The organism is Enterobacter sp. BIGb0383, from assembly GCF_003751845.1.
Lineage (GTDB): Bacteria > Pseudomonadota > Gammaproteobacteria > Enterobacterales > Enterobacteriaceae > BIGb0383.
This window is the reverse complement of record NZ_RJKQ01000004.1, coordinates 116234-143021: the sequence shown is the minus strand read 5'-3', so window position 1 is coordinate 143021 and position 26788 is coordinate 116234. Positions and strand designations below refer to the sequence as shown.

At 53.8% G+C, this 26788-nt stretch carries 21 protein-coding genes and 1 tRNA gene; 15 read left to right on the top strand and 7 right to left on the bottom strand.

The annotated features are described in order from the left end of the window. Positions 1–77: 77 nt before the first annotated feature. A complete protein-coding gene (gene fpr / locus EDF81_RS18680) occupies positions 78–824 on the top strand; it encodes a ferredoxin--NADP(+) reductase (protein ID WP_123349669.1) in 747 nt (248 codons plus the stop codon). On the opposite strand, the gene EDF81_RS18675 is transcribed toward fpr, so the two are convergent. Beyond that, entirely contained in the window at positions 825–1244 is a 420-nt protein-coding gene (locus EDF81_RS18675; protein WP_123349668.1) for a DUF805 domain-containing protein, read from the bottom strand. Positions 1245–1357: 113 nt separating this feature from the next. Here EDF81_RS18675 and EDF81_RS18670 point away from each other — a divergent pair, with 113 nt between their 5' ends. Both EDF81_RS18670 and tpiA read left to right on the top strand, forming a co-directional pair. Next, a complete protein-coding gene (locus EDF81_RS18670; protein WP_123349667.1) occupies positions 1358–1957 on the top strand; it encodes a DUF1454 family protein in 600 nt (199 codons plus the stop codon). Positions 1958–2066: 109 nt separating this feature from the next. Beyond that, positions 2067–2834: a triose-phosphate isomerase gene (gene tpiA, locus EDF81_RS18665; RefSeq protein WP_123349666.1), complete on the top strand. Its 768-nt coding sequence runs from the start codon at positions 2067–2069 to the stop codon at positions 2832–2834. Positions 2835–2880: 46 nt separating this feature from the next. Here the strand turns inward: tpiA and EDF81_RS18660 are convergent, their stop codons facing one another. The 4 genes from EDF81_RS18660 to zapB all read right to left on the bottom strand — a co-directional run bounded on the left by EDF81_RS18660 (position 2881) and on the right by zapB (position 6484). After that, the gene (locus tag EDF81_RS18660) at positions 2881–4185 is read right to left on the bottom strand and encodes an SLC13 family permease (protein WP_123349665.1); all 1305 of its coding nucleotides are present in this window, start codon (positions 4183–4185) and stop codon (positions 2881–2883) included. A 74-nt stretch (positions 4186–4259) separates the two neighbouring features. Next, positions 4260–5012 carry a CDP-diacylglycerol diphosphatase gene (locus tag EDF81_RS18655; RefSeq protein WP_123349664.1) on the bottom strand — a complete coding sequence of 251 codons (753 nt, stop codon included), beginning with the start codon at positions 5010–5012 and terminating at the stop codon, positions 4260–4262. 90 nt (positions 5013–5102) lie between these two features. Further along, positions 5103–6092, bottom strand: coding sequence for a sulfate ABC transporter substrate-binding protein (locus EDF81_RS18650; RefSeq protein ID WP_123349663.1), 990 nt, complete (start codon positions 6090–6092; stop codon positions 5103–5105). Between the two features lie 146 nt (positions 6093–6238). Continuing rightward, the gene (zapB, locus tag EDF81_RS18645; RefSeq protein ID WP_123349662.1) at positions 6239–6484 is read right to left on the bottom strand and encodes a septal ring assembly protein ZapB; all 246 of its coding nucleotides are present in this window, start codon (positions 6482–6484) and stop codon (positions 6239–6241) included. Positions 6485–6928: 444 nt separating this feature from the next. On the opposite strand from zapB, the gene EDF81_RS18640 reads away from it, so the two are divergent. The 4 genes from EDF81_RS18640 to EDF81_RS18625 all read left to right on the top strand — a co-directional run bounded on the left by EDF81_RS18640 (position 6929) and on the right by EDF81_RS18625 (position 12743). Beyond that, a complete protein-coding gene (locus EDF81_RS18640) occupies positions 6929–7780 on the top strand; it encodes an MIP/aquaporin family protein (RefSeq protein WP_123349661.1) in 852 nt (283 codons plus the stop codon). Positions 7781–7801: 21 nt separating this feature from the next. Continuing rightward, positions 7802–9310 (top strand): glycerol kinase GlpK, encoded by a 1509-nt coding sequence (gene glpK, locus EDF81_RS18635; RefSeq protein WP_123349660.1) that lies wholly within the window; start codon positions 7802–7804, stop codon positions 9308–9310. A 179-nt stretch (positions 9311–9489) separates the two neighbouring features. Further along, positions 9490–10881, top strand: coding sequence for a xanthine/proton symporter XanP (xanP, locus tag EDF81_RS18630; protein ID WP_123349659.1), 1392 nt, complete (start codon positions 9490–9492; stop codon positions 10879–10881). Positions 10882–11003: 122 nt separating this feature from the next. Further along, positions 11004–12743 carry an AsmA family protein gene (locus tag EDF81_RS18625; protein WP_123349658.1) on the top strand — a complete coding sequence of 580 codons (1740 nt, stop codon included), beginning with the start codon at positions 11004–11006 and terminating at the stop codon, positions 12741–12743. A gap of 51 nt (positions 12744–12794) precedes the next feature. On the opposite strand, the gene yicI is transcribed toward EDF81_RS18625, so the two are convergent. Continuing rightward, the gene (yicI, locus tag EDF81_RS18620; RefSeq protein WP_123349657.1) at positions 12795–15113 is read right to left on the bottom strand and encodes an alpha-xylosidase; all 2319 of its coding nucleotides are present in this window, start codon (positions 15111–15113) and stop codon (positions 12795–12797) included. Positions 15114–15125: 12 nt separating this feature from the next. After that, the gene (locus tag EDF81_RS18615) at positions 15126–16520 is read right to left on the bottom strand and encodes a glycoside-pentoside-hexuronide family transporter (RefSeq protein ID WP_123349656.1); all 1395 of its coding nucleotides are present in this window, start codon (positions 16518–16520) and stop codon (positions 15126–15128) included. Between the two features lie 420 nt (positions 16521–16940). On the opposite strand from EDF81_RS18615, the gene EDF81_RS24080 reads away from it, so the two are divergent. From EDF81_RS24080 to EDF81_RS18580, 8 genes are all read left to right on the top strand, one after another. After that, a tRNA-Sec gene (locus EDF81_RS24080) sits at positions 16941–17035 on the top strand. Positions 17036–17278: 243 nt separating this feature from the next. Beyond that, positions 17279–18499: a phage integrase central domain-containing protein gene (locus EDF81_RS18610; RefSeq protein WP_123349937.1), complete on the top strand. Its 1221-nt coding sequence runs from the start codon at positions 17279–17281 to the stop codon at positions 18497–18499. Between the two features lie 296 nt (positions 18500–18795). Beyond that, entirely contained in the window at positions 18796–19077 is a 282-nt protein-coding gene (locus EDF81_RS18605; protein WP_123349655.1) for a hypothetical protein, read from the top strand. 38 nt (positions 19078–19115) lie between these two features. Beyond that, positions 19116–19694 (top strand): restriction endonuclease subunit S, encoded by a 579-nt coding sequence (locus EDF81_RS18600; RefSeq protein WP_123349654.1) that lies wholly within the window; start codon positions 19116–19118, stop codon positions 19692–19694. Positions 19695–19700: 6 nt separating this feature from the next. After that, the gene (locus tag EDF81_RS18595) at positions 19701–21224 is read left to right on the top strand and encodes a type I restriction-modification system subunit M (RefSeq protein WP_123349653.1); all 1524 of its coding nucleotides are present in this window, start codon (positions 19701–19703) and stop codon (positions 21222–21224) included. Then, on the top strand, positions 21214–22455 hold the full coding sequence (locus EDF81_RS18590) for a restriction endonuclease subunit S (RefSeq protein ID WP_123349652.1): 1242 nt from the start codon (positions 21214–21216) through the stop codon (positions 22453–22455). The genes EDF81_RS18595 and EDF81_RS18590 overlap by 11 nt, the downstream gene beginning before the upstream one ends. Continuing rightward, the gene (locus EDF81_RS18585; RefSeq protein ID WP_123349651.1) at positions 22452–23498 is read left to right on the top strand and encodes a virulence RhuM family protein; all 1047 of its coding nucleotides are present in this window, start codon (positions 22452–22454) and stop codon (positions 23496–23498) included. The genes EDF81_RS18590 and EDF81_RS18585 overlap by 4 nt, the downstream gene beginning before the upstream one ends. Further along, complete coding sequence (locus EDF81_RS18580) at positions 23495–26773, top strand: type I restriction endonuclease subunit R (protein ID WP_123349650.1); 3279 nt, start codon at positions 23495–23497, stop codon at positions 26771–26773. The genes EDF81_RS18585 and EDF81_RS18580 overlap by 4 nt, the downstream gene beginning before the upstream one ends. Positions 26774–26788: the final 15 nt, after the last annotated feature.

Below are 26788 nucleotides of genomic sequence, written 5' to 3'. Positions count from 1 at the left end.
CTTTCCGGTCCCGTTGGGCTGGAAATCTCCCGCCAGAGTGGCGAAGATAGGGCATCCAATCAGAACAGGAGATTATTATGGCGGACTGGGTTACCGGAAAAGTAACAAAAGTGGAGTTCTGGACCGATTCATTGTTCAGCCTCACCGTTCATGCACCTGTTCTGCCCTTCACCGCCGGGCAGTTTGCCAAGCTGGGGTTAGAGATTGACGGCGAACGCGTCCAGCGCGCCTACTCTTACGTTAATCCCCCTTCCAGCCCCGATCTTGAGTTCTACCTGGTGACCGTCCCGGAAGGTAAACTCAGCCCGCACCTGGCGGCAATGAAGCCGGGCGATGAGATTCAGGTGGTGAGCGAAGCAGCGGGTTTCTTTGTGCTTGAGGAAGTGCCTGACTGCGAAACCCTGTGGATGCTGGCGACCGGTACCGCGCTTGGGCCGTATCTCTCTATTCTGCAGGAAGGCAAAGATCTTGAGCGCTTTAAGCATCTGGTACTGGTGCACGCGGTGCGCTACGCCGCCGACCTCAGCTATCTGCCATTAATGCTGGAGCTGCAGCAACGCTATGAAGGCAAGCTGCGTATTCAGACCGTGGTCAGCCGTGAAACCATTCCCGGTTCACTGACCGGCCGCGTACCGGCGCTGATCGACAGCGGGGCGCTGGAAGCGGCCGTCGGCCTGCCGATGAACACCGAAACCAGCCATGTGATGCTGTGCGGTAACCCGCAAATGGTGCGCGACACCCAGCAGTTGCTGAAGGATACCCGGCAGATGACCAAACACCTGCGCCGTCGGCCGGGCCATATGACCGCCGAACACTACTGGTGATCAGCGGTATTTAACGGTCTGGGTGTCCTTGCCGAACTTGTTTTCCCCCTGGGTGCCGACAAACGCGCCCAGGTCGATCAGCATCATCACCATGATAAGCGTCGGAATAAAGCGCCCTACCGCCCATTCCCAGATGCCCGTCAGCATCACCCAGTTACCGGCCAGCAGCATCCAGGCGACAATCATCATCAGCGCCCAGAAGCCTGACTTGCCGCGATCGTGCAGGCGTTTAACGGTCACCGCCGCCGTCGGCCACAGCAGGCAGACCAGCATAAAGGCCGCCGTTTGCAGGCTCAGCATCCCGCCACCGGCGAGCGAGAACAGCACCACCATTGCCAGCACCCAGATGCCGATCCAAATCCAGAAGTCGCGGCGTCCAATGCGCCCGTTAATCGAGAACAACCACTGCTGCAGGGTCATATCCGGTTCCTTATTTTTATCAGGGACGTAGTTTACCCTTTTACGCTCAGCTTTTGACAACACCTGCAGTTATCGTTTTAATCATTCGGCTGAAGACGAAAAGGGTTACCTGAATGAAGACACGGCGCTATCCATTTTTACTCCTGCTGGCCATTTGCCTGAGCGGTCCGACGGCCTTTGCTGCCGAGCCAGAGGCGGCAGCCGCTGCGCCTTATCTGCTGTCGGGCGCCCCCGCGTTTGACCAGTCCATCAGCCAATTCCGCGAGAAATTTAACCAGGACAACCCGACCCTGCCGCTCGGCGAATTTCGCGCCATCGACACCCGCCGGGACAATCTGAACCTGACCCGCGCCGCCAGCAAGATTAACGAAAACCTCTACGCCTCCACCGCCCTTGAGCGCGGTACGATGAAAATTAAGTCGATGCAGGTGACCTGGCTACCGATTCAGGGCCCCGAGCAAAAAGCGGCGAAAGCAAAGGCCATGGAGTATATGTCCGCGATGATTCGTAACTTTTCCCCGGGCTTAACGCCCGAACAGAGCCAGAAAAAGCTGCAGGCGTTATTAGCCAGCGGCAAGGACAAACACTACTACGCTGAGACGGAAGGGCCGATCCGCTATGTTGTGGCTGATAATGGTGAAAAAGGGCTGACCTTCGCTGTTGAACCGATTAAGCTGGCGCTATCTGATAGTCTCGAAAGTGGCAATAAGTGACGAAAAGCAAAGCCTCAGAGGCGATCAATCTCTATACTGATTCACAGACCATGCTGCCCTGAAGGGTGGCCGTAATCCTTAATTCGCTAACAAAGCGTGGAGAATTGAAATGCGACATCCTTTAGTGATGGGTAACTGGAAACTGAACGGCAGCCGCCATATGGTTAACGAGCTGATTGCCAACCTGCGTACCGAACTGGCTGGCGTGACCGGCTGTGGCGTGGCTATCGCTCCGCCGGATCTGTACCTGGACATCGCCAAACACGCGGCGGCAGGCAGCCATATCCACCTGGGCGCGCAGAACGTTGACGTTAACCTGTCCGGCGCATTCACCGGTGAAACTTCCGCTGAAATGCTGAAAGATATCGGCGCGAAATACATCATTATCGGCCACTCTGAGCGTCGTACTTACCACAAAGAATCCGACGAATTTATCGCTAAAAAATTCGCCGTGCTGAAAGAGCAGGGTCTGATCCCGGTACTGTGCATCGGTGAAACCGAAGCAGAAAACGAAGCGGGCAAAACCGAAGAAGTGTGCGCTCGTCAGATCGACGCGGTCCTGAAAACGCAGGGCGCTGCAGCGTTCGAAGGCGTTGTGATTGCCTACGAACCAGTATGGGCTATCGGTACCGGCAAATCCGCGACTCCGGCTCAGGCTCAGGCGGTTCACAAATTTATCCGTGACCACATTGCCAAAGCCGACGCGAAAATCGCTGAACAGGTCATTATCCAGTACGGCGGTTCCGTTAACGCGGCAAACGCAGCAGAGCTGTTCACCCAGCCGGATATCGACGGCGCGCTGGTTGGCGGTGCTTCCCTGAAAGCGGACGCCTTCGCGGTGATCGTGAAAGCAGCAGAAGCAGCAAAACAGGCGTAATCGCTCTGTTTATCACGCTCTCCCCACGGGGAGAGCGTTTCACTTCCTAGAGTTTCCCCAGCACCCTGAACCAGGCATAGTCCAGCGGCAACAGCAGCAGATAGGTCGCGGCCGCCAGGGCCAGACAGAGCATCATCCCAGCCCGCGCGGGCACCTTACCTAACGCCATCGCCACCACAATCGGCGACGCCTGATACGGCAGCAGCGGCGTGGAATATCCCAGGACCTGAATCATAATCACCGACAGCAGCGGGAAACCGGTCGCGTCGGCAAAGCGTTCCGCAAGCGTCGTGTAGAGCGCCGGTACACCGTTGGCGGTCATAATAAAGTTCATCGCGGTGGTAATGCCGGTCAGGGCCAGGAAACTGGTAAAGGGCCGTTCCGGGTCCAGAGGCATCACCTGCAGCAGGGCTTCGCCGACCGCGCCGCCGATACCGGTAGCGGTCACGGTGATCGCCAGTCCGAGAATACCCGCAACATAGATACAGGTGCGGATATTTACCCCGGCGGAAAACTCTTCCCCGTTAATAAAGCCCACGCGCGGCAGCAGCGTCACGCAGGCTGCCGCCAGACCGGTCCAGGCCGGGCCGATACCGTGCCAGGCTTCCGTGACCCACAGCCCCAGCACCACCGCCAGCAGCCAGGCCAGACGCTTTTCCGCGCCGCTCATCGGCGTCACGGCCAGCTGCTCTTTCGGCACCTCAGGACGACCGGGGAACATCCAGCAGATCAGCATAATCAGGATCAGACACTTGAGCAGGCCCAGCACCGGGGTATGCAGCAGCAGATAGGGCAGATAGTTAAGATGGATCCCCCAGGAGCCTTCCGCCGCGCCGCTCATCACCAGGTTAGGCACGTTAGCCGGCAGAATAGTGGCCGAAAGCTGGAAGGTACCGAAGCCGACCGCCAGCGCCAGGCCATACCAGGGACGGGTCCCGTCCTGGATCCCGGCCCGCGCAGCCATCGCCGCCACAATCGGCATCAGCAGCGCGATGCGTCCCATATTAGAGGGCATGACGAACGCCAGGGCATAGCTGAGCAGCACCACGCTGGTGACCATTCGCGGCCAGGAGTCCGTCAGACGAGCCGACAGCGCCCTTGCGGCCCTGTCCGCCAGGCCGGTTTTGCGGATCGCCACGCCGAGCACAAAACCGCTGAACACCAGCCAGAATGCGGAAGAAGCAAAGCCGCCGAACAGCACATCCGGCGGCGCGATTTTTGCCACCATCGCCACGGTAAAGAACAGCAGCGCGGTAATAAACTCGGGCAACAGCGAGGTCGCCCAGAGCACAATGGTCACGCCGAGGATCAGCGAAGGAAGGAACAGAGGGTGAGAAAACCAGAGCGACATACCTGTCTCCTGTCGAATTTTCCAGCAAGTCTACGCCGACAGGCTCCTTGCTTACAACGCCAATTCTGGTGAGGTTAATTAAGGATATCGCATTGATGATCCTGAATTTCCTCAGCGGATGCGCGGTTAAAACGCAGCAAATTACGCTCGGTCGCGAGCAGCACAAAGCTGTTATCCGCCTGACGGGCCATCGCCAGGGCGTAGCGCCCCATATGCTCCCGCGCTTCCGGCACCTCTTCCGCCAGCATTAAAAACGGACTGCGCTGGGCCAGCTCCGCCTCGGTGACCCGTCGGGCCAGATAAACATTGCCGCGCAGCCCGCCGGGGAACGGCAGCCAGCGGGTGCTGATCTGCGCCATATGGGTATTAAGCTGTTCACGCACGTCGGGACGCAGGCAGGAGATATGGATATGCAGATGGTTCTGGGTGCGCCCGCTGCGGGAATTAATGGTCAGCGACACGGCCTCATCCGGCAGCGGCGTACCCCGGCGTTCACTGAGGAAACGGCGCGCCTGCCAGGCCTGCCAGAAGTAGTTCGGCGTGTGCGGGTCCAGCAGCATCGGGCTTTCCGTGCCGTTCACGCGCCAGGTCGGCATCAGCAGATACTGAAGCGGGCCGTTGCGATCTTTCAGTACCGCATAGCCGCCCTGCAGATTCACCTCGGCACAGGGCGCAGGAGACTGACGCTGCATTTCTCCCGGCACGCACTGTTCGGTCACAATCCGCCGCAGCGCGTCGCGCTCGTCGGAATGCAGCCAGACCCATCCACCGGCAGCAGAAGCCAGCAGCAGTAAGAGAATAAGCAGAGCGATGATGCGCGTTTTCATGGTGTGTTCCCTGACCAGACGAAACAGCAGGGTAACCGATTAGGGTGACAAATGAAAAACGGCCCCGCAGGGCCGCTTGTTTTACCAGCGTTAGCGCTTGCTAATCTGGTCGAAGGTACCGCCGTTAGAGAAGTGCTCTTTCTGCGCTTTCGCCCAGCCGCCGAACTCATCATCGATGGTGAAGAGCTTCAGTTTCGGGAACGCATTTTCATACTTCGCCGCCACCTGGGCATCACGTGGACGGTAGTAGTTCTTCGCCGCGATCTCCTGGCCTTCCGGCGAGTAGAGGTATTTCAGATAGGCTTCCGCCACGGCGGTGGTGCCTTTTTTCTCGGCCACTTTATCCACGACGGAGACGGTTGGCTCGGCCAGAATCGACTCGCTCGGGGTGACGATTTCAAACTTGTCCGCGCCCAGCTCGTGGGTCGCCAGCAGGGCTTCGTTTTCCCACGCAATCAGCACATCGCCGATACCGCGCTCAACAAAGGTGTTGGTTGCGCCACGCGCGCCGGAGTCCAGCACTTCGACGTTTTTGAACAGGGATTTCACGAACTCCTGCGCTTTAGCCTGGTCACCGTTATTCTGGTGCAGGGCGTAGCCCCAGGCCGCCAGGTAGTTCCAGCGTGCGCCGCCGGAGCTTTTCGGGTTCGGGGTAATAACCGACACGCCTGGCTTAATCAGATCGTTCCAGTCGTGGATCTGTTTCGGGTTGCCTTTACGCACCAGGAACACGATGGTCGAGGTATAAGGCGCGGAGTTGTCCGGCAGGCGTTTAATCCAGTTTTTGTCGATGCGGCCACGCTCGGCAATGGCATCAACATCATAGGCCAGCGCCAGAGTCACCACATCGGCGTCGATACCGTTGATCACGGACGTCGCCTGTTTGCCGGAGCCGCCGTGCGACTGACGGATAGTGACATTATCGCCGGTTTCCTGTTTCCAGTGCGCGCTAAACGCTTTGTTGTACTGATCGTACAGCTCGCGCGTCGGATCGTACGACACGTTTAACAGCGTAATGTCTTTTGCCAGAACGCTGGTCGATGCCAGCAATAAAGTCAGTCCCACGCCCCACTTATTCATCGCCCACTCTCTCTGAAGTTGTTTTGATGAAGGTAGCGTGCCAGAAAGACTTCCAATGATTAAAGAATAAAAAAAGATTGGCTATAACTTGGTGGAATAAAAAGCGGGGAGATATCGCCCTCCCCGAAGGAGGAGGGCAAAGGGGATCAGACTTCTTCCATCCGACCCAGCAGCGCCTGCAGACGATCCTGCCAGCCGCTCTGCTGTTCTTTCAGCTGGTTGTTTTCGCGCTCCAGATCTTCACGACCCTGCTGGGCGGACTGAATTTCCTGCACCAGGCTGCCGTTCTTTTCTTTCAGCTCTTCAATTTCCATCTGCAGCAGGGTGATGGTATCAATCGCCTGCTGTACTTTCGATTCCAGTTTCTCAAACACTTCTAATGACATTGTCATACCTCTCCTGATTGCAAGGCGTTGATGGATACGCTCCCTCAGGGTCGCTCCTCGTCCCGAAAAACGGCGACGCCTTCGCGTAAATTAGCGCATAGATTAATAGTCCCGATTGTATGAAGCCCCGCCGCCCCTGTCCAGCGGCATCCCGCGCTGTTTGCGGTTTGCAACACTTTTCAGCCTGGTCCTGGAGCAATTTCGCCATCTACCTCTAAATTGTTAACTCTTTAGTTAATGAAATGATTCAGCTCACACTCACGCGTCGGTGAAAAAACACGCTAAATAGCGCGAAAACGCTCATTTTATTGACGCGGCACACAGATTTTAATTTCGATATTTCTCGTTTTTGCTCGTTAACGATAAATTAACACCACGCCTACATGGCAAAAGGGTCGTATTCGACCTCCACACCAACAAAAACCTTCAAACGTCTTCAGGATCCCGATTATGAGTCAAACATCCACCTTGAAAGGCCAGTGCATCGCCGAGTTCCTTGGTACCGGGCTGTTGATCTTTTTCGGCGTCGGATGCGTTGCGGCACTCAAAGTAGCAGGAGCCAGCTTTGGGCAATGGGAAATCAGCATTATCTGGGGTCTGGGTGTGGCGATGGCCATCTACCTGACCGCAGGCGTTTCCGGCGCACATCTGAATCCGGCGGTGACCATCGCCCTGTGGCTCTTTGCCTGCTTTGACGGGCGCAAAGTTGCTCCCTTTATTGTTTCTCAGTTTGCCGGCGCGTTTTGCGCAGCGGCGTTGGTTTACGGGCTTTATTACAATCTTTTCATCGACTTCGAACAGACGCACAATATGGTGCGCGGCAGCGTCGAGAGTCTTGAGCTGGCCGGCATCTTCTCAACCTATCCGAACCCACATATCAATCTTGTGCAGGCCTTCGCGGTTGAAATGGTGATTACTGCTATCCTGATGGGCCTGATTATGGCGCTGACCGATGACGGTAACGGCGTGCCGCGTGGCCCGCTGGGACCGCTGCTGATTGGTCTGGTTATCGCCGTAATCGGTGCCTCAATGGGGCCGCTGACCGGCTTTGCCATGAACCCGGCGCGTGATATCGGACCGAAAGCCTTCGCCTGGCTTGCAGGCTGGGGCGATGTTGCCTTTACCGGCGGGAAGGATATTCCTTACTTCCTGGTGCCGCTGTTCGGGCCGATTGTCGGGGCTGCGCTGGGCGCATTCAGCTACCGCAAGCTGATTGGCCGCAATCTGCCATGTGATACCTGCGACGTGGAAGAGACGCCTGAGAAAGGCTCGTCCACCACCACACGCAATGCTTCGCTGTAATGTGACTACGGGACAAATACCATGACTGACAAGAAATATATCGTTGCGCTCGACCAGGGCACTACCAGCTCCCGCGCCGTTGTAATGGACCACGATGCCAACATCATTGGCACTTCACAGCGTGAATTCGAACAAATTTATCCGAAGCCAGGCTGGGTTGAGCACGACCCGATGGAGATCTGGGCGACCCAGAGCTCCACGCTGAACGAAGTGATGGCCAAGGTTGATATTACTTCTGACCAGATCGCCGCTATCGGCATTACCAACCAGCGTGAAACCGCGGTGGTCTGGGATCGTGAAACCGGTAAGCCGATTTATAACGCTATCGTCTGGCAGTGTCGCCGTACGGCAGATATCTGCGAGAAGCTGAAACACGATGGCCTGGAAGAGTACATCCGCAAAACCACCGGCCTGGTGGTGGACCCGTACTTCTCCGGAACTAAAGTGAAGTGGATCCTCGACCACGTTGAGGGTTCCCGCGAGCGTGCCCGCCGCGGCGAGCTGCTGTTCGGCACCATCGATACCTGGCTTATCTGGAAAATGACCCAGGGGCGCGTACACGTCACCGACTACACCAACGCCTCCCGTACCATGCTGTTCAATATTCACAAGCTGGACTGGGACGACAAAATGCTGGAGGTGCTGGATATTCCCCGCGCCATGCTCCCGCAGGTGCGTAAATCCTCCGAAGTGTATGGCCAGACCAACCTCGGCGGTAAAGGCGGCACCCGTATTCCGATCGCCGGCATCGCCGGTGACCAGCAGGCGGCGCTGTTCGGCCAGCTGTGCGTCAAAGAAGGGATGGCGAAAAACACCTACGGCACCGGCTGCTTTATGCTGATGAACACCGGTGAAAAAGCGGTGACCTCCGAAAACGGCCTACTGACCACTATCGCCTGCGGCCCGAAAGGCGAGGTGAACTACGCTCTGGAAGGCGCGGTCTTTATGGCCGGTGCGTCCATCCAGTGGCTGCGCGACGAAATGAAACTGATCAGCGACGCGTTCGACTCCGAGTATTTCGCGACCAAAGTGAAAGACACCAACGGCGTGTACGTCGTACCTGCCTTTACCGGTCTCGGTGCGCCATACTGGGACCCGTATGCCCGTGGCGCGATCTTCGGCCTGACCCGCGGCGTGAATTCGAACCATATTATTCGCGCTACCCTGGAATCTATCGCCTATCAGACCCGCGACGTGCTGGAAGCGATGCAGGCCGACTCCGGTATTCGTCTGCACGCCCTGCGCGTGGACGGCGGCGCGGTTGCCAACAACTTCCTGATGCAGTTCCAGTCCGATATTCTCGGCACCCGCGTGGAGCGTCCGGAAGTGCGTGAAGTCACGGCGCTCGGCGCGGCCTACCTGGCCGGTCTGGCGGTCGGTTTCTGGCAGAACCTCGACGAGCTGCAGGAAAAAGCGGTTATCGAGCGCGAGTTCCGTCCGGGGATCGAAACCACCGAGCGTAACGTTCGCTACAGCGGCTGGAAAAAAGCGGTGAAACGCGCCCTGGCGTGGGAAGATCACGGCGAGTAAGACCCGTCCCCTCACCGCCCGGCATTCCCCCGCCGGGCGGTGTTTTCCCCACCCAATCTCCTTCGATTCAGCTATAAGAAAACCCTGTGTAAAAATATTTCATTCGCCGCGTGGCAAACGTTTGCTTTTACCAACCAGTCCGATAAAATCCCCCCTTTTCCACCACGGGATTGCCACCGATGTCTGCTAACACCGTCGAGTCTGATAATGCGCAACCGATTGCGCATACGCCAAACAGCGAACTGATTTACCGTCTTGAAGATCGTCCTCCCCTGCCGCAGACCCTGTTTGCTGCCTGTCAGCACCTGCTGGCGATGTTTATCGCGGTGATCACCCCGGCGCTGCTGATCTGTCAGGCGCTCGGACTCCCGGCGCAGGACACTCAGCACATTATCAGCATGTCCCTGTTTGCCTCCGGTGTGGCATCCATTATCCAGATTAAAGCCTGGGGTCCGGTTGGCTCCGGGCTGCTCTCTATTCAGGGCACCAGCTTTAACTTTGTTGCGCCGCTGATTATGGGCGGTACGGCGCTGAAAACCGGCGGGGCAGATGTCCCGACGATGATGGCGGCGCTGTTCGGCACCCTGATGCTGGCAAGCTGCACCGAGATGGTGATCTCCCGCTTCCTGCACCTGGCGCGCCGCATTATTACCCCGCTGGTCTCCGGCGTGGTGGTGATGATTATCGGGCTCTCCCTGATTCAGGTCGGTCTGACCTCCATCGGCGGCGGCTATGCCGCCATGAGTAACAACACCTTTGGCGCACCGCAGAATCTGATGCTGGCGGGCGTGGTGCTGGCGCTGATTATTCTGCTCAACCGCCAGCGCAACGCTTACCTGCGTGTGGCTTCCCTGGTGATCGCGATGGCGGCGGGCTACGCCGTGGCCTGGGCGATGGGGATGCTGCCGGAGAACACCGCCCCGACCAACGCCTCGCTGATTATGGTCCCGACCCCGCTCTATTACGGCCTGGGTATCGACTGGAACCTGCTCCTGCCGCTGATGCTGGTGTTTATGATCACCTCCCTGGAAACCATCGGCGACATTACCGCGACCTCTGACGTTTCCGAGCAGCCGGTGTCCGGCCCGCTCTATATGAAGCGTCTGAAGGGCGGCGTGCTGGCTAACGGCCTGAACTCCTTTGTCTCGGCGGTGTTTAACACCTTCCCGAACTCCTGTTTCGGCCAGAACAACGGCGTGATCCAGTTGACCGGCGTTGCCAGTCGCTATGTTGGTTTTGTGGTGGCGCTGATGCTGATCGTGCTCGGCCTGTTCCCGGCGGTCAGCGGCTTTGTGCAGCATATCCCTGAGCCGGTGCTCGGCGGTGCAACCCTGGTGATGTTCGGTACTATCGCCGCGTCCGGCGTGCGTATCGTCTCCCGTGAGCCGCTGAACCGTCGTGCGATTATGATTATCGCCCTGTCGCTGGCGGTCGGGATGGGCGTTTCTCAGCAGCCGCTGATCCTCCAGTTCGCCCCGGAGTGGGTGAAAAACCTGCTCTCTTCCGGCATCGCCGCGGGCGGTATCACCGCTATCGTGCTGAACCTGATTTTCCCGCCAGAGAAAAACTGATGCGCCCCTTCCGCAGTGGGGATTTTCCCCGCTGCGGAAACCTTCTTTCATCATTCCTCCCTTGAGCATTGCGCATAATTCGTGCATAACACGGTAATGTGCCTGTTTCGGGATGGAAGACCATGAAATTTATTGGAAAGCTACTCGCCGTTATCGCGCTTTTGCTGGCGCTGCTGATCGTCGCGGCTTATTTTCTGCTGCAGACCCGCTGGGGTGCCACCCAGGTCAGCGCCTGGGTCAGCAAACACAGCGGCTATCAGCTGACTTTTGACGCGCTGGATCACCGCTTTTCATCCCCCTCGCATCTGATCCTGAAAAACGTCACCTTTGGCCGGGACGGCAAACCCGCCACCCTGGTTGCCCGCACCGTCGATATCGGCCTGAGCAGCCGCCAGATCACCGACCCGCTGCACGTTGATACTATCCTGCTTCGGCAGGGCACCCTGAACTTATCCCCCACTACCGCCCCGCTGCCGTTCCAGGCCGACCGCCTGCAGCTGAATGATATGGCCTTTAACAGCCCGCAGACTGCCTGGCAGCTCAGCGCTCAGCGGGTAACCGGCGGCGTGGTGCCCTGGCAGCCGGAAGCGGGTAACGTGCTGGGGAAAAAAGCGCAGATCCAGGTCAGCGCCGGCTCCTTAACGCTTAACGGCATTCCGGCCAGCAACGTGCTGATTCAGGGCGCGATTAACGGCCGGGAAGTAGCCCTGACCACTATCGGGGCCGACGTCGCACGCGGGGCGCTGACCGGCAACGTCCAGCGCAACGCCGACGGGAGCTGGGTGGTGAATATGCTGCGGCTCAACGATATCCGCCTGCAAAGCGACAAATCGCTGACGGATTTCTTTGCGCCGCTGACCTCCGTTTCCGCGCTGAAAATCGGCCGGGTGGAAGTCACCGACGCTCGCCTGCAGGGCCCGGACTGGGCGGTAACCGATCTTGATCTTAGCCTGCGCAACCTGACCCTCAGCAAGGGCGACTGGCAGACCGCCGAAGGCAAGCTGTCGATGAACGCCAGCGAGTTTATCTTTGGCTCCCTGCACTTCCTCGACCCGATCCTTAACGCCGAGTTCTCGCCCCAGGGCATCGCCCTGCGCCAGTTCACCACCCGCTGGGAAGGCGGGATGGTCCGCACCTCCGGCAACTGGCTGCGCAACACTAAAACCCTCGTCCTGGACGACGCCGCCTTTGCCGGGCTGGAGTACACTCTGCCGGAGAACTGGAAACAGCAGTGGATGACGCCACTCCCGACCTGGCTTAACGGCGTGGTATTGCAGAGATTCAGCGCCAGCCGCAATCTACTGATCGATATCGACCCGACCTTCCCGTGGCAGCTCACCGCTCTCGACGGCTACGGCGCGAACCTGCGCCTGGCTCAGGACCATAAATGGGGCGTCTGGGGCGGCAGCGCCACGCTTAACGCCGCCGCCGGTACCTTTAACCGGGTCGACGTCCGCCGTCCGTCCCTGTCCCTGACGGCCAACGCCAGCACGGTCAATATCAGCGAACTGAGCGCCTTTACCGAACGCGGCCTGCTGGAAGCCACCGCCACCGTCTCTCAGTTACCTGCCCGCCAGACCAGCCTGAGCCTTAACGCCCGCGGCGTGCCGCTCGACGTCATGCAGCGCTGGGGCTGGCCAGCTATTCCCCTTACCGGCGACGGCAATATCCAGCTCACCGCCAGCGGCAACGTTGTGGCCGATGCACCACTGAAGCCGACCGTTAACGGCGAGCTAAAAGCGCTGAATACGGATAAAAAACAGGTGGTGCAGACGATGCGAGGCGGGGAGATTAGCGGGACGAATGTGAGCGGGGGTGAAGCGGCTTCCGCGCCGCAGCCAGAAGCATCTTCTTCTCAGTAACAGAGGGAAGCCCCTCTCCCTTTTGACTTTGGGAGAGGGGAAAACACAACGCTACAGCGTAATCACCATCTCATTTCCTTCTGCCGTCACGACCACGCCCCATTCGCTGCCTTTATGTGAAGCGCCTTGCACGCCGGCGACCTGCTGCACGTTGCGCAAACACACCGACCAGTTCCGCGCATCGCCTTCACCTTTCAGGGTGACGATATTGCCGTTGCGCGTGGCTGTAAGCCGGAACGCCACGGTCCCATCCGTCGCAGGAACTTCACAGCGCGCAGTATGACCATCCGCCAGGTTAAACAGCTGGAAGGCCGTTCCCTCGTTCCAGGCATAATCGGGCTTCTGGCTGTTATTGCCCAGCGCCAGGAGCGTGTTGTCACGGACATACACCGGCAGGCTCAGGAAGTCATGCTGCTGTTTGTGCCAGCGACTGCCCTGGATCTCGTCGTTATGCCACAGGTGCGTCCAGCGCCCTTCCGGGAGATAAAACTGCACATCCCCCGCTTCGCTGAATACCGGCGCGACCATCAGCGCATCGCCCAGCATGTACTGGCGGTCGAGGTAATCACACGCCGGATCGTCCGGGAACTCCAGCATCATGGCGCGCAGCATCGGCGTACCCGCCTCGCGCGCCAGCGCCGCCTGGCGATACAGATACGGCATCATCCGGCATTTGAGCTGCGTAAAGTGGCGAACCACGTCGCAGGATTCGTCATCGTACAGCCACGGCACGCGGTAGGATTTGCTGCCGTGCAGGCGACTGTGGCTTGAGAACAGCCCGAACGCACACCAGCGTTTATAGACATGCGCAGGCGCGGTGTTCTCGAACCCGCCGATATCGTGGCTCCAGAACCCGAAGCCCGACAGGCCAATAGAAAGCCCACCGCGCAGGCTTTCCGCCATCGATTCGTAGTTTGCGTAGCAGTCGCCGCCCCAGTGCACCGGAAACTTCTGCGCACCAACGGAGGCGGAACGGGCAAACAGCACCGCCTCCTCTTCGCCCACTGTCTCTTTCAGGACATCCCAGACCAGCGCGTTGTAGATATATGCATAGTGGTTATGCATCTTCTGCGGGTCAGCGCCGTCGTGCCACGCCACATCGGTCGGGATACGCTCGCCAAAGTCGGTCTTGAAACAGTCGACGCCCATCGCTACCAGGTTTTTCAACTGGTCGGCATACCACTGGCAGGCATCCGGGTTGGTGAAATCATAGATCGCCAGCCCCGGCTGCCACTTGTCCCATTGCCAGACGGAACCGTCCTCACGCTTAAGCAGATAGCCTTTCTCTTTCAGCTCCCTGAACAACGGCGATTTCTGCCCGATATAGGGGTTGATCCACACGCAGATTTTCAGCCCTTTGTCTTTCAGGCGGCGAATCATCCCTTCGGGGTCGGGGAAGGTAACGGGATCCCAGATAAAATCGCACCACTGGAACGCCTTCATCCAGAAACAGTCGAAATGGAACACGTGCAGCGGCAGATCGCGCTCGGCCATCCCGTCGATAAAGCTGTTGACCGTGGCCTCATCGTAATTGGTGGTAAAGGAGGTGGTGAGCCACAGACCAAATGACCAGGCCGGTGGCAGCGACGGGCGACCGGTAAACGCCGTATAGCGGTTCAGCACCTCTTTCGGCGTCGGGCCGTCGATCACGAAATATTCCAGATACTCGCCTTCCACGCTGAACTGCACTTTGGAGACTTTTTCGGAACCCACTTCAAAGGAGACGTTTTCCGGATGATTCACCAGCACGCCGTAGCCACGGTTGGTCAGGTAAAACGGGATATTTTTATACGACTGCTCGGTGCTGGTCCCGCCATCGCGGTTCCAGGTTTCGACCGTCTGGCCGTTGCGCACCAGCGCGGTAAAGCGCTCGCCTAAACCATAAACCGCTTCGCCGACGCCCAGATCCAGACGCTCGAACATATAATTTTTGTCGGTACTGGCGTCCTGAACATAGCCATTATTTTTCAGCTGGCTGCCGGTAATGCGCTGCCCGTCGCGCAGGAAATCCAGCGCCCAGAACTCACCTTTGGTGACGCGCACGCTGATATTGCCGCTTTTCAGCTCGGCAAATGCCTCTACGTTCTGAATCTCAACCTTCACGTCTTTCAGGACGTTCAGCGGATAGTGCGGACCCTTATCCAGCGCACCCTGGAAGTGTTCAATGCGCACGCCGACGATACCTTCCCGTGGGGAGAACAGACGCACCGTAAACATCAGGGTATCCAGTTGCCAGGTGCGCTCGCGCACATCGCGCGGTGCAACGTAGATCATCAGGTCATTACCCTGTTGTTCGACATCGAAGACCTGCACCGGATATGTCACGTTCAGACCCGCCTGGATTAGCCAGTTTCCATCACTGATTTTCATTTTCTCGTCCTCTTAGTGCTGAGATTGTTTACTGACCGGCAGGTCATTAAATTCCTGCTGATTCCGACGGGCGCTATGCGCCAGTTCATCCATGATTTTGAGCAGGAAGGGGGTTTTAAGCGTGTAGTAGCGCTTAGCGATAATCGCGCTCAGTACATAGCAAACTGCCGGAACAAGCGTGAACAGGCCAATGATAATGCTGATGGTCGCGCTGTTCTGGGTGGTGGCTGAGGCATCGTAACCGCCGCCCGCCAGCGTCCAGCCAATCATGGCCCCGCCGAGCGCCAGACCCAGCTTCAGCACAAACAGCGTCCCCGCGAAGCTGATACCGGTCAGACGCTTGCCGTTGGTCCATTCACCGTAATCCACGGTATCGGACATCATCACCCACTGGATCGGCGTCACCAGCTGGTGCAGCACGCCAATCACAAAGATAAAGCCGAACATCACAACGCTGGCACCGATCGGGACGAAGAACATTGCCACGCTGGCCACCGCCAGCAGGGCGTTGGTCCACCAGAAGACGCTGACTTTGCACTTCCAGTCGGTGAGCGGTTTTGCCAGCGCGGAGCCAATCAGATTGCCGACGCAGTAAGTGGTGAGGAAGGCGACGAAGATTTCCGGCGAGCCCATAATCCAGGTGCAGTAATACATCATCGCACCGCCGCGCACGCAGACAGCGAGGATGTTGAGAATGGTCAGCAGGCCGACGATGCGCCACTGATCGTTTTGCCAGATATCGCGCAAGTCTTCACGCATGGAGGTGGTGCTCGGCGGCACCTGGATACGCTCTTTGGTGGTGAAGAAGCAGAATGCCAGCATCAGGAAGGCCACAAACGACAGCACGGCGATCCCGCCCTGGAAACCGAGGGCTTTGTCCTCGCCACCAATCAGATTGACCAGCGGCATCATCAGTACCGTGGAGAGCATCCCGCCCGCCGTCGCCAGCACAAAACGCCAGGATTGCAGGGAGATGCGCTGTGTCGGGTCGTCGGTGATCACGCCGCCGAGCGCGCAGTAGGGAATATTGACCACGGTATACAGCAGCGTGAGCAGCGTATAAGTGGCGGCAGCGTATATCATCTTGCCGTTCAGACTCAGGTCCGGCGTGGTATAGGCCAGCACGCAGACAAGCCCAAACGGGATGGCACCAAAGATAATCCACGGCCGGAACTTGCCCCAGCGGCTGCGGGTACGGTCCGCCAGCAGGCCCATATACGGGTCCGAAATTGCATCCAGCGCACGCGCCACCAGGAACATGGTGCCGACAAAGCCTGCGGGGATACCGAAAATATCAGTATAAAAGAACATCATATACAGCATGACGTTATCAAAAACGATATGGCTGGCGGCATCACCCATGCCGTAACCAATCTTTTCCTTAACGGACAGAATTTCGCTCTTCATTTTTATCCTCTGACGCTCCATGGCACTGAGACGGGTTACCAAGGTTGTAAATCATTCGCAGAGGGGCGCGTATTCTGTTTTCTGGTTACTCCGTTACGTTTCTTCTCTTTTGTGATCGCAGTAAAACTTGCAGTGCAAAAGCTAACCTGAGGATTTTCTTAATAATTAAAACGGAGTGGTGAATGCAGGGGAAAAAAACGGTGTAAAAAGCGCGCAAAACGCAGCGTTTTCGACCTTTTTCACCCGGTCTCAAAAGCAAATTAACCCCTTGTCAGACGGGCAAAAACCGGGATTGAGAGGGATTCATCTAAGGCCGTGATTGCTTAGATGAAAAGGGTTCTAAAAAAGATGCGCGGGGGATGTGGTAACGTAACGAAAGTAGCTATAATGCGCCCCGCCTCCATGTAGCAATGCAGGCGCGGAAGATCGTCGTCTCCGGTGAGGCGGCTGGACTTCAACTCCAGTTGGGACCGCCAGCGGCCCCGGGCAGGTTCGACTCCTGTGATCTTCCGCCACTTTAGTTCTCTCGAAATCTCCCACATTCAACTACCCCCTCTATTTTACTGACTTAAGCTCTAATTTCCCTCTCTCTGAGTCAACTGGATTCTACCCCCATCAATAAACATTTGGGGGTGCTAAAGGGGGTGTAAAATTGTATGCTCTTTTTTGACACCCCCAAATCTGCCTTGCCACTCGTTCAGACTTAGACTGGCGTGCCATCTCGCATGCCGCTACTCGTATTTTTAATGGAGATGGATATGCCACTCACGGACATAAAAGTAAAAACAGCCAAGCCGATGGAGAAAGCCTACAAGCTGGCTGACGGCGGTGGCATGTATCTGCTTATCAATACCAATGGTTCAAAATACTGGCGCTTAAAGTACCGCTATGCAGGTAAAGAAAAGATGCTTTCGATTGGTGTCTATCCTGATATCTCGCTAGCTGATGCACGTCAGAAAAGAGATGCAGCACGCAAGCTATTAGCTGCTGGCAGCGATCCTGGAGAAGTTAAGAAAGCAGAGAAACTGGCGCAGAAGCTTTCGTTTAATAACACTTTTGGTGTCATTGCCCGTGAATGGCACAAACAGAAAGCCGATCGCTGGTCACCACGCTATCGTGATGAAATTATCGATACATTCGAGAAAGATATCTTCCCCTACATCGGTCAGCGTCCCATTGCTGAAATCAAACCGATGGAGTTGCTGGAAGCCCTGCGCCGTATGGAAAAGCGTGGAGCACTGGAGAAAATGCGTAAGGTGCGCCAGCGCTGTGGAGAAGTCTTTCGCTATGCCATCGTTACCGGGCGTGCAGAGTACAATCCGGCTCCTGACCTTGCCACTGCGCTGGCTACTCCGAAGAAAACCCATTTTCCGTTCTTAACGGCAGAAGAACTCCCCCACTTTCTGAAAGATTTGGCGGGTTATACCGGCAGCATAATCACTAAAACGGCGACACAGATCATCATGCTAACCGGAGTGCGTACTCAGGAGCTGCGTTTTGCCCGTTGGGAGAATATCGATTTTGAAAAGCGGCTTTGGGAAATCCCTGCTGAAGTGATGAAGATGAAGCGACCCCATATCGTTCCATTGTCGGAGCAGGTTGTGGAGCTTTTTCAGTCGCTGAAACCGATTACCGACATATATCCGTTGGTATTTATTGGCAGGAATGACCGGACAAAACCAATCTCGAAGGAGAGTGTAAATCAGGTTATTGAGCTGTTGGGGTACAAGGGGAGGCTGACGGGGCACGGCTTTCGCCACACCATGAGCACGATCCTGCATGAAGAGGGTTTCAACTCAGCATGGATTGAAACGCAGCTGGCCCATGTGGATAAGAATGCCATTCGTGGCACCTATAACCATGCGCAGTATCTGGAAGGTAGGCGGGAGATGATGCAGTGGTATGGGGATTACATTGATGGATTGACGATAAATGGATCAGTCATAATCGGTAAATTTTCTGTAAAAACAGAATGTTAATAAACTTAAATAATGTATTTGCTTCGATACTTAAGCAGCCCTTAAAAGACAAGTCGCGTAAATTATAACCAGATTTATCGTCAATAATTCGATGCTAAACTTCGAAGGTGTTGTCTATAGAGATTGTACTGCACTTATTTTAGTTGTTGACGACTCTTTTTTTTTGCTCCATCATAAACAAATCGACCACACTTTTATTGCAGTACCATATCTATAGAGATTGGTGTGGTGGTGCGACAGGGTGCAACCTGTCGCGATGATATAAATCCCAACGTCGAAATCAGGAGATAACATCTATGTCAGTATATCAAATCAACTACGATCTGCGTAAGCAGAAAGACTATTCCTCGCTTATTAAGCGCATCAAGGGGTACCCCAAATGGTGCAATCCTCTCGAATCCGCCTGGATTATCGTTACAAACCAGTCCGCTTCACAGATACGTGATCATCTCACAGCGGTTATGGATAGTGATGATGGCCTATTAGTCACTCGTTTGCAGTGGGAATGGGCTGGATCTGGGTTATCCAAAGAAATTTATGATTGGCTCAGAAGCCAATCAGTTACGACTGCTTTCTAAAAAGTGCGCCAGGGACGGCGCTATAACTAGAGGACTATATGCCTACACCCCTAAAGAAATTAGGTGAGATTGCAGATATCCGTTCAGGCTACACCTTAAGGGAGGCAATCACGGCAGTGCCTGGAGGAGATGTCCGCATCTTGCAGATTAAAGATATCGAGCGGGGTTGGCAGTGGGACCCTGATATTTTGCCTGCGATTGCCTGGGAACAACATGCTTTACCACCGCTGTTGGAACAGGGTCAGATTGTGGTTGCCGCTCGAGGGAATCGCAATACCGCTGCCGTTTACCGTGGGGATATTCCTGTCGTTGCTACTAACCAGTTTCTAGTTGTCACGCTGAAAAAGAAAGAGAGTGAATTTGTTCCAGAGTATTTGGGCTGGGTCCTCAATCAACCCATGATTCAGTTGGAGTTTCAGCGTAGTGGTTCAAACATCCAGTTGATTACTAAATCAGCATTAATGCAAGTCTCGATACCTGTACCCGCGATAGAAACGCAGCATCAGATTGGCCACCTTCAACGCATATGGCACCACGAAGACGATCTCATAAAGAAGCTACAAAACAACCGTCGCCAGCTTGAAGTTGGTATTTTGCAAAAATTACTTAAGGATTAGAACGTTATGAGCAACATGATCGATCAAGAACGTATCAACCGCGTGCTGTGGGGGGTATGTGACACCTTCCGTGGCACCATCAGCCCTGATACTTACAAAGACTTTATTCTTACCATGCTGTTTCTGAAGTACATCTCAGATGTCTGGCAGGATCACTATGATAATTATCAGTCACAGTATGGTGACGAACCTGAACTGATTGAAGAGATGATGAAGAACGAACGTTTTGTTCTACCTCGAGATGCCAGTTTTTATGCACTTTTTGCTCGTCGCAATGAACCGGGTAATGGTGAACGCATCGATCAGGCGTTACACGCACTTGAAGAAGCCAACGGGACCAAGCTTAAAGATGGCGGTAAAAGTGTGTTCCAGGACATTTCTTTTAACACCGATAAGTTGGGTGAAGTAAAACAAAGGAATTTAATTCTTAAACAACTTCTCGAGGATTTCACTCATCCAGAGCTGAATTTAAAACCAAGCCGCGTCGGTGGCCTAGATGTAATTGGTAATGCTTACGAATATCTTATCGGTAGATTTGCTGCTAACAGCGGCCAGAAAGCGGGTGAGTACTATACGCCACCTGAAGTTTCCGATCTGCTGGCAGCGTTACTTGACCCACAGCCCGGCGAGTCTATCTGTGACCCAACCTGTGGTTCTGCTTCGCTACTGATGAAGTGTGGTAAGTGGGTAGCTGAACAACATCATAGTAAGAATTATGAGCTTTACGGGCAGGAAGCGATCGGTTCAACCTGGTCGCTGGCTAAAATGAATATGTTTCTGCACGGCGAGGATAACCATAAAATCGAGTGGGGCGACACCATCCGCAACCCCAAGTTGCTGGATAAAAATGCCAACTTGATGCTGTTTGATGTGGTAACCGCCAACCCACCTTTCTCACTGGAAAAATGGGGGCTTGATGATATCTCTGACGATCATTTTGGTCGGTTCCGCCGTGGTCTGCCACCTAAAACCAAGGGCGACTATGCGTTTATTCTGCATATGATCGAAACTATGAAGCCGAAAACTGGACGAATGGGAGTGGTGGTTCCTCATGGCGTGCTGTTCCGAGGTTCTAGCGAAGGCAAAATCCGTCAGAAATTGATTGATGAGAATCTCCTTGATGCGGTGATTGGTTTGCCAGAAAAGCTGTTTTTCGGTACAGGAATACCTGCGGCAATACTGATTTTTAAAAAGAGTAAAGTGAACGATAACGTGTTGTTTATCGATGCCAGCCGTGATTTTAAGTCGGGAAAAAATCAGAATCAGCTAAGTGTGGATAATATTTCCACGATCGTTAAAACCTACCGTAATGGGGATAATGTCGACAAATTTGCTTATCTTGCCAGCTTAGAGGAAGTCCGTGATAACGACTACAATCTGAATATTCCACGATATGTTGATACCTTTGTTGAAGAAGAGAAAATTGATCTGATATCGGTCCGTGCTGAACGTAAAAAATTACAAGCGAAATTGGCTGAGTTAGAAGTGGAAATGTCTAACTATCTGAAGGAGTTGGATTATGGCTCGTAATCTTGAGGCTGCCGCGATTCCTGATGACTGGGAGTACGATCTACTTGATAAGTTCGCAGTAAGATGCAGTGGCCATACTCCTAGCAAAAGTAATCCTGAGTATTGGAATGGTGGGATTAAATGGATTTCACTTACTGATAGCTACAAGTTAGATAAAGGCTATATATATGAGACTGACAAGGAAATTTCGATAGCGGGAATAAGCAATAGCTCAGCAGAAGTGCATCCTGCTGAAACAGTCGTATTATCTCGTGATGCTGGTATTGGAAAAAGTGGGGTCATGGCCGAAGCCATGGCAGTAAGTCAACACTTTATCGCTTGGAAGTGTGATAACAAGGAAAAATTAAATAGTTGGTTTTTGTATAACTGGCTTCAATTTAACAAAGCGGAATTTGAACGACAAGCAGTTGGTTCAACGATAAAAACAATTGGTTTGCCATATTTTAAGAAACTAAAAATCGCGATTCCACCTTATCCAGAGCAAAAAAAAATCGCCCGAATTCTTTCTGTCTGGGATAAGGCGATAGCAAACACTGAGCAACTTCTTTTCAATAATCAACAGCAGAAAAAAGCGCTGATGCAGAAATTGCTCACCGGTCAGAAGCGTTTTCCGGAATTCAAAGGGGAATGGATAGAAATTCCTCTACGCAAAATATTTCATCGTGTGATGAAGAAGAATTCTGGATGCAGTACTAATGTTGTCACAATATCTGGACAGCATGGTTTGATACGGCAGAATGAATTTTTTAAAAAAAATATTGCATCAGAAATATTAGACGATTATTTCTTGATTAAGAAAGGTCAATTTGCATACAACAAGAGCTACTCAATCGGCTATCCCATGGGGGCAATCAAGCGGCTTAATCGTTATGAACTCGGCGTTGTTACGACATTATATATATGCTTTGAGCTAAGTGATTTTGACATCGCAGATAGTGATTATTTTGAACATTATTTTGAATCAGGGCTGCTAAATAAAGGGCTAACACAAATCGCCCATGAAGGTGGTAGGGCTCATGGATTATTAAATGTCAAGCCGTCAGATTTCTTTTCTTTGAATGTTTTTTTACCTTCAATTGCTGAGCAGAAAAAAATAGCTGGAATTTTAACGACCGCAGATTGTGAAATTAAAGCATTAGAACAAAAGCTCCACTACCTAAAAAAAGAAAAAAAAGCCCTGATGCAGCAACTACTTACCGGTAAACGCCGGGTTAAGGTGGACGCCGCATGACTGATAAAAACTTACCTCAACCACCAGCAGGTGAATTTCTGCTGTTCCAAAGCGAGGATGGCCGCGCACGCGTTGAGTGCCGCTTTCAGTCAGACACGCTATGGCTCACTCAGGCATCTATGGCTGAACTATACGATAAGGATGTTCGCACCATCAATGAGCATCTGATCAATATCTTTTCAGAAGGCGAACTTGGTCAAAATTCAACTATCCGGAAATTCCGGATAGTTCGCCTGGAAGGAAAGCGTCAGGTTTCCAGAGAGATAGAGCACTATAGCCTCGAAGCCATACTGGCCGTTGGCTATCGTGTTCGTTCAGTTCGGGGGACTCAGTTCCGCCAGTGGGCCACGCAAACCCTGCAGGAATATCTGATTAAAGGGTTTGTGATGGATGATGAGCGGTTGAAGAATCCGCCCGTCGGCTCTTCTGTGGTTCCCGACTACTTTGACGAGATGCTGGAACGCATCCGCGATATTCGTGCCAGCGAGCGGAGAGTCTATCTGCGGGTACGGGAGATTTTCGCACTGGCCGCTGACTACCAGCCATCTCTGAAAGAGACCACGCTTTTCTTTCAGACCATCCAGAATAAGCTGCACTTTGCCTGCACCGGGCGTACAGCCGCTGAGCTAATCCACCAGCGGGCAGATGCCAGCCAACCTCATATGGGGCTCACCAGCTATAAAGGCAATGATGTCCGCAAAGGCGATGTCACAGTCGCTAAAAACTACCTGACCCAGAAAGAGGTCAGTGAGTTGAACCGTGTGGTGAATATGTGGCTGGACTATGCCGAAGATCAGGCACTGCGCCGCCAGCAGGTCTTTTTGCAGGACTGGCAGGAGAAGCTGGATCAGTTCTTGCAGTTCAACGACCGTCATGTGCTCCAGGGCGCGGGCACTGTCAGTAAGAAAATGGCAGATGAAAAAGCTCAGGGAGAATATGCACGATTTGCAGAGCAGCGGCGTTTGTTAAAAGAGGCAGAGGGTGAAAAGGATATTACCGAGCTACTGAACTGGAAAGCCGATAAAGATAAGGGAACATCATGAGCATACAAATCGCGCCAAAATTCCAGGAAGAGTACAGCGCCAAGCTCCCGGCGCTGGCTCTCTTGAGTCATTTAGGCTGGACCTATATTTCACCTCAGCAAGCCTTGTCTGCGCGAGCGGGCAAGGCAGATCAGGTGGTCTTGAACCAGATTTTGCGTGAACAGTTAGCCAAGAGGACGTTTATCTTTGCCGGTAAAGAGCATGCCATTTCTGACAAAGCGATTGATAGCCTGATTGCCGAAGTTAACAGCCCGGCATTAAACCAGGGGTTGATTACCGCCAATGAGCACCTGTACAACCACCTGTTGTACGGCATCTCAGTGACGGAGTTTATCGATGGCAAACGGGCGAACCCAACAATCTCGTTGATCGACTGGAACAACCCGCATAACAACAGCTTTGTTTTCACCGAAGAGTTCAGCGTGACACGCGCTAACGGCATTGAGGCACGCAGGCCCGATATTATCTGCTTTGTGAATGGTATCCCGCTGGTCGTTATCGAGGCTAAGCGCCCGGACGGCAATGCTAAAAAAGGGCCGACTATTGACGAAGGGATCTCTCAAAGCCTGCGAAACCAGCGTCATGATGAAATTCCGCGGCTGTTTGCCTACAGCCAGATCTTACTGTCGATAAACGGCCATGATGGGCGTTACGGGACTTGCGGAACACCGACCAAATTTTGGGCGACATGGCGGGAAGAAGATATCTCCGACCTGGAGATGCTTGCCATTAAAAACCGCAAGCTTACCGCGCAGCAGATGGAGTCAATCTTCAGCCACCGTCCGGTTGCATGCCTGGAATGGTATCAGAACCTGATTACAGGGGGCGAGCTGGCTTTAACGAGCCAGGACCAGCTGCTTATCAGTCTGCTTTTACCTGAACGTCTACTGGATATGGTTCGCTTCTTCACACTGTTTGATAAGAAAGCCGGTAAGGTCATTGCCCGATATCAGCAGGTATTCAGTATCAAACGGCTGCTACAGCGTATCGAAACGAAGAACCCTGATGGCAGCCGCAACGGTGGGGTTATCTGGCATACCACGGGTTCAGGTAAGTCACTGACGATGGTTTTCCTGAGCAAAGCGCTGATTCTGAGTGAAACTCTCAAGCAGTGCCGCATCGTCGTGGTGACCGATCGCGTCGATTTGGAAAACCAGCTCAGTCGCACCTTTATTTCAACCGGGGAACTGGCCGGTAAAAGAGATAAAACCGATGCCATCGCCACCTCTGGCAAGCGTCTGGCCGAACAAATAGGCAAGGGTACGGAGCGCATTCTCTTCTCGTTGATTCAGAAATTTAATACCGCCACCCGCCTGCCCGAGTGTGTGAATACCAGTCCCGATATCATTGTGCTGATTGATGAAGGCCACCGCAGTCATGGCGGTGAAAGTCATCAACGTATGAAGCTGGCTCTACCCAACGCAGCCTTTGTTGCTTTCACCGGTACGCCGTTGCTGAAAGATGATAAGACCACGAATAAATTTGGCCCCATCGTTCATGCTTACACCATGCAGCTTGCGGTGGAGGACAAGACCGTAACCCCGCTTCTTTACGAGGAGCGCCCGCCCGAGCTTAACGTGAACGAACGAGCGATAGATAGCTGGTTTGACCGTATCACCGAGGGGTTAACGGATAAACAAAAAGCCGATTTGAAGCGTAAGTTTGCTAATAAAGGGCAGGTTTATAATGCTGACGATCGCATCCACCTTATTGCACTGGATATCGCCAACCATTTTGTCAAAAACATCGATGATGGCTTGAAAGGGCAACTCGCCTGTGACAGCAAAGCAGCAGCAATCAAATACAAAAAGTATCTTGATGAAGCCGGGCTGTTTGAGTCTGCCGTGGTGATCAGTTCGCCTGACACGCGTGAGGGGAATACCGAGGTGGATGAATCTGGTATCCCTGATGTGACCAAATGGTGGAATGAGAACGTAGGCTCTCAGGATGAGCAGGTTTATACGCGCAATGTCATCGAACGTTTTGATAAAGATGATTCGCTGAAGCTACTGATTGTGGTCGATAAGTTACTTACCGGCTTTGATGAACCCAAAAATGCCGTGCTTTACATCGATAAGCCTCTTAAAGGGCATAACCTGATTCAGGCAATAGCCCGCGTTAACCGCCTTCATCCTAAGAAGAAATTTGGTCTGCTAATCGATTATCGGGGCATCCTCAAAGAGCTGGATACCACCATTGAGGATTATCAGAAGCTGGCATCCCGCACGCAGGGCGGTTTTGATATTGACGATCTGGTGGGGCTGTACGGCCAGATGAGTACGGAGTACAAGCGCCTTCCCCAGCTGTATAAAAATCTGTGGGCGATTTTCGCAGGTGTAAAAAACAAAAACGATATTGAGCAGCTGCGTCAGGTATTGGTGCCGCGCACGGAAGACAAGTACGGCGAAATGGTTGATGTTCATCTTAAAGTCCGTGAAGACTTTTATGAGGCTCTCACACAATTTGCCAGTTGCCTGAAAGTGGCGTTGCAGTCGGCTACCTTCTTTGAGGATAAGAGTTTCAGCGAAGAAGACCGCCAGCACTATAAAGAGACGCTGAGGCAATTTACCAGCCTGCGCCAGTTGGTGAAGCAGGATGCCGGTGAGACGGTAGATTATGACCAGTACACGGAACAGGTTAAAAAGCTGCTGGATAAACACGTTGTTGGCGTAGAAGTCCGCGAGCCTGATGGAGTGTATGAAGTCAGCAAAATGGGACAACGGCCCGAAGAGTGGAGCGAGGATAAAACCCGCAACGAAACGGATATTATCAAAACCCGCGTAACCCGCATGATTGAGCAGGATTTACGTGATGATCCTTATGCCCAGGAAGCCTTCTCGAAGTTACTGCGCCAGGCTATTGAAGAAGCAGAAAAACTGTTTGATCACCCTCTTAAGCAGTACATGCTATTTAGTGAGTTTGAGGAGCAAGTACAGGAGCGGCGACTGAACGACATACCCGACGTGTTTGCCGGTCATCACCATGCACAGGCTTACTTTGGCGTATACAAAAAAGTGTTGCCGGAGGTTTTTGTCGTTACTGCTCCTCAGGTTATCGATAAATGGGTGAAGCTTGCTTTTGAAGTAGACCAGGCTGTTGATATCTCAGTGGCTGAGAATTCGATCAATCCGCAAAATATCGAGGCTGATATCCGCAAGAAACTTCTACCGATGATGTTTAAAGAGTGTAAGGCAATCGGTGGCGGAATGGATCAGGCGAAAAAGATTGTGGAAATGATTGTCCAGATAACTCGTGTAGGGCTGAGAGGAGTTTAAAGCGTGGGCGAAAGA

Coding starts and splice junctions, on each gene's coding strand:
- EDF81_RS18675 (WP_123349668.1), bottom strand. CDS start 1,244: ATGACCCTGCAGCAGTGGTTGTTCTCGATTAACGGGCGCATTGGACGC.
- tpiA (WP_123349666.1), top strand. CDS start 2,067: ATGCGACATCCTTTAGTGATGGGTAACTGGAAACTGAACGGCAGCCGC.
- EDF81_RS18580 (WP_123349650.1), top strand. CDS start 23,495: ATGAGCATACAAATCGCGCCAAAATTCCAGGAAGAGTACAGCGCCAAG.
- EDF81_RS18605 (WP_123349655.1), top strand. CDS start 18,796: ATGTCAGTATATCAAATCAACTACGATCTGCGTAAGCAGAAAGACTAT.
- EDF81_RS18670 (WP_123349667.1), top strand. CDS start 1,358: ATGAAGACACGGCGCTATCCATTTTTACTCCTGCTGGCCATTTGCCTG.
- EDF81_RS18585 (WP_123349651.1), top strand. CDS start 22,452: ATGACTGATAAAAACTTACCTCAACCACCAGCAGGTGAATTTCTGCTG.
- EDF81_RS18640 (WP_123349661.1), top strand. CDS start 6,929: ATGAGTCAAACATCCACCTTGAAAGGCCAGTGCATCGCCGAGTTCCTT.
- EDF81_RS18600 (WP_123349654.1), top strand. CDS start 19,116: ATGCCTACACCCCTAAAGAAATTAGGTGAGATTGCAGATATCCGTTCA.
- EDF81_RS18660 (WP_123349665.1), bottom strand. CDS start 4,185: ATGTCGCTCTGGTTTTCTCACCCTCTGTTCCTTCCTTCGCTGATCCTC.
- EDF81_RS18595 (WP_123349653.1), top strand. CDS start 19,701: ATGAGCAACATGATCGATCAAGAACGTATCAACCGCGTGCTGTGGGGG.
- zapB (WP_123349662.1), bottom strand. CDS start 6,484: ATGACAATGTCATTAGAAGTGTTTGAGAAACTGGAATCGAAAGTACAG.
- EDF81_RS18625 (WP_123349658.1), top strand. CDS start 11,004: ATGAAATTTATTGGAAAGCTACTCGCCGTTATCGCGCTTTTGCTGGCG.
- glpK (WP_123349660.1), top strand. CDS start 7,802: ATGACTGACAAGAAATATATCGTTGCGCTCGACCAGGGCACTACCAGC.
- xanP (WP_123349659.1), top strand. CDS start 9,490: ATGTCTGCTAACACCGTCGAGTCTGATAATGCGCAACCGATTGCGCAT.
- yicI (WP_123349657.1), bottom strand. CDS start 15,113: ATGAAAATCAGTGATGGAAACTGGCTAATCCAGGCGGGTCTGAACGTG.
- fpr (WP_123349669.1), top strand. CDS start 78: ATGGCGGACTGGGTTACCGGAAAAGTAACAAAAGTGGAGTTCTGGACC.
- EDF81_RS18615 (WP_123349656.1), bottom strand. CDS start 16,520: ATGAAGAGCGAAATTCTGTCCGTTAAGGAAAAGATTGGTTACGGCATG.
- EDF81_RS18590 (WP_123349652.1), top strand. CDS start 21,214: ATGGCTCGTAATCTTGAGGCTGCCGCGATTCCTGATGACTGGGAGTAC.
- EDF81_RS18655 (WP_123349664.1), bottom strand. CDS start 5,012: ATGAAAACGCGCATCATCGCTCTGCTTATTCTCTTACTGCTGCTGGCT.
- EDF81_RS18650 (WP_123349663.1), bottom strand. CDS start 6,092: ATGAATAAGTGGGGCGTGGGACTGACTTTATTGCTGGCATCGACCAGC.
- EDF81_RS18610 (WP_123349937.1), top strand. CDS start 17,279: ATGCCACTCACGGACATAAAAGTAAAAACAGCCAAGCCGATGGAGAAA.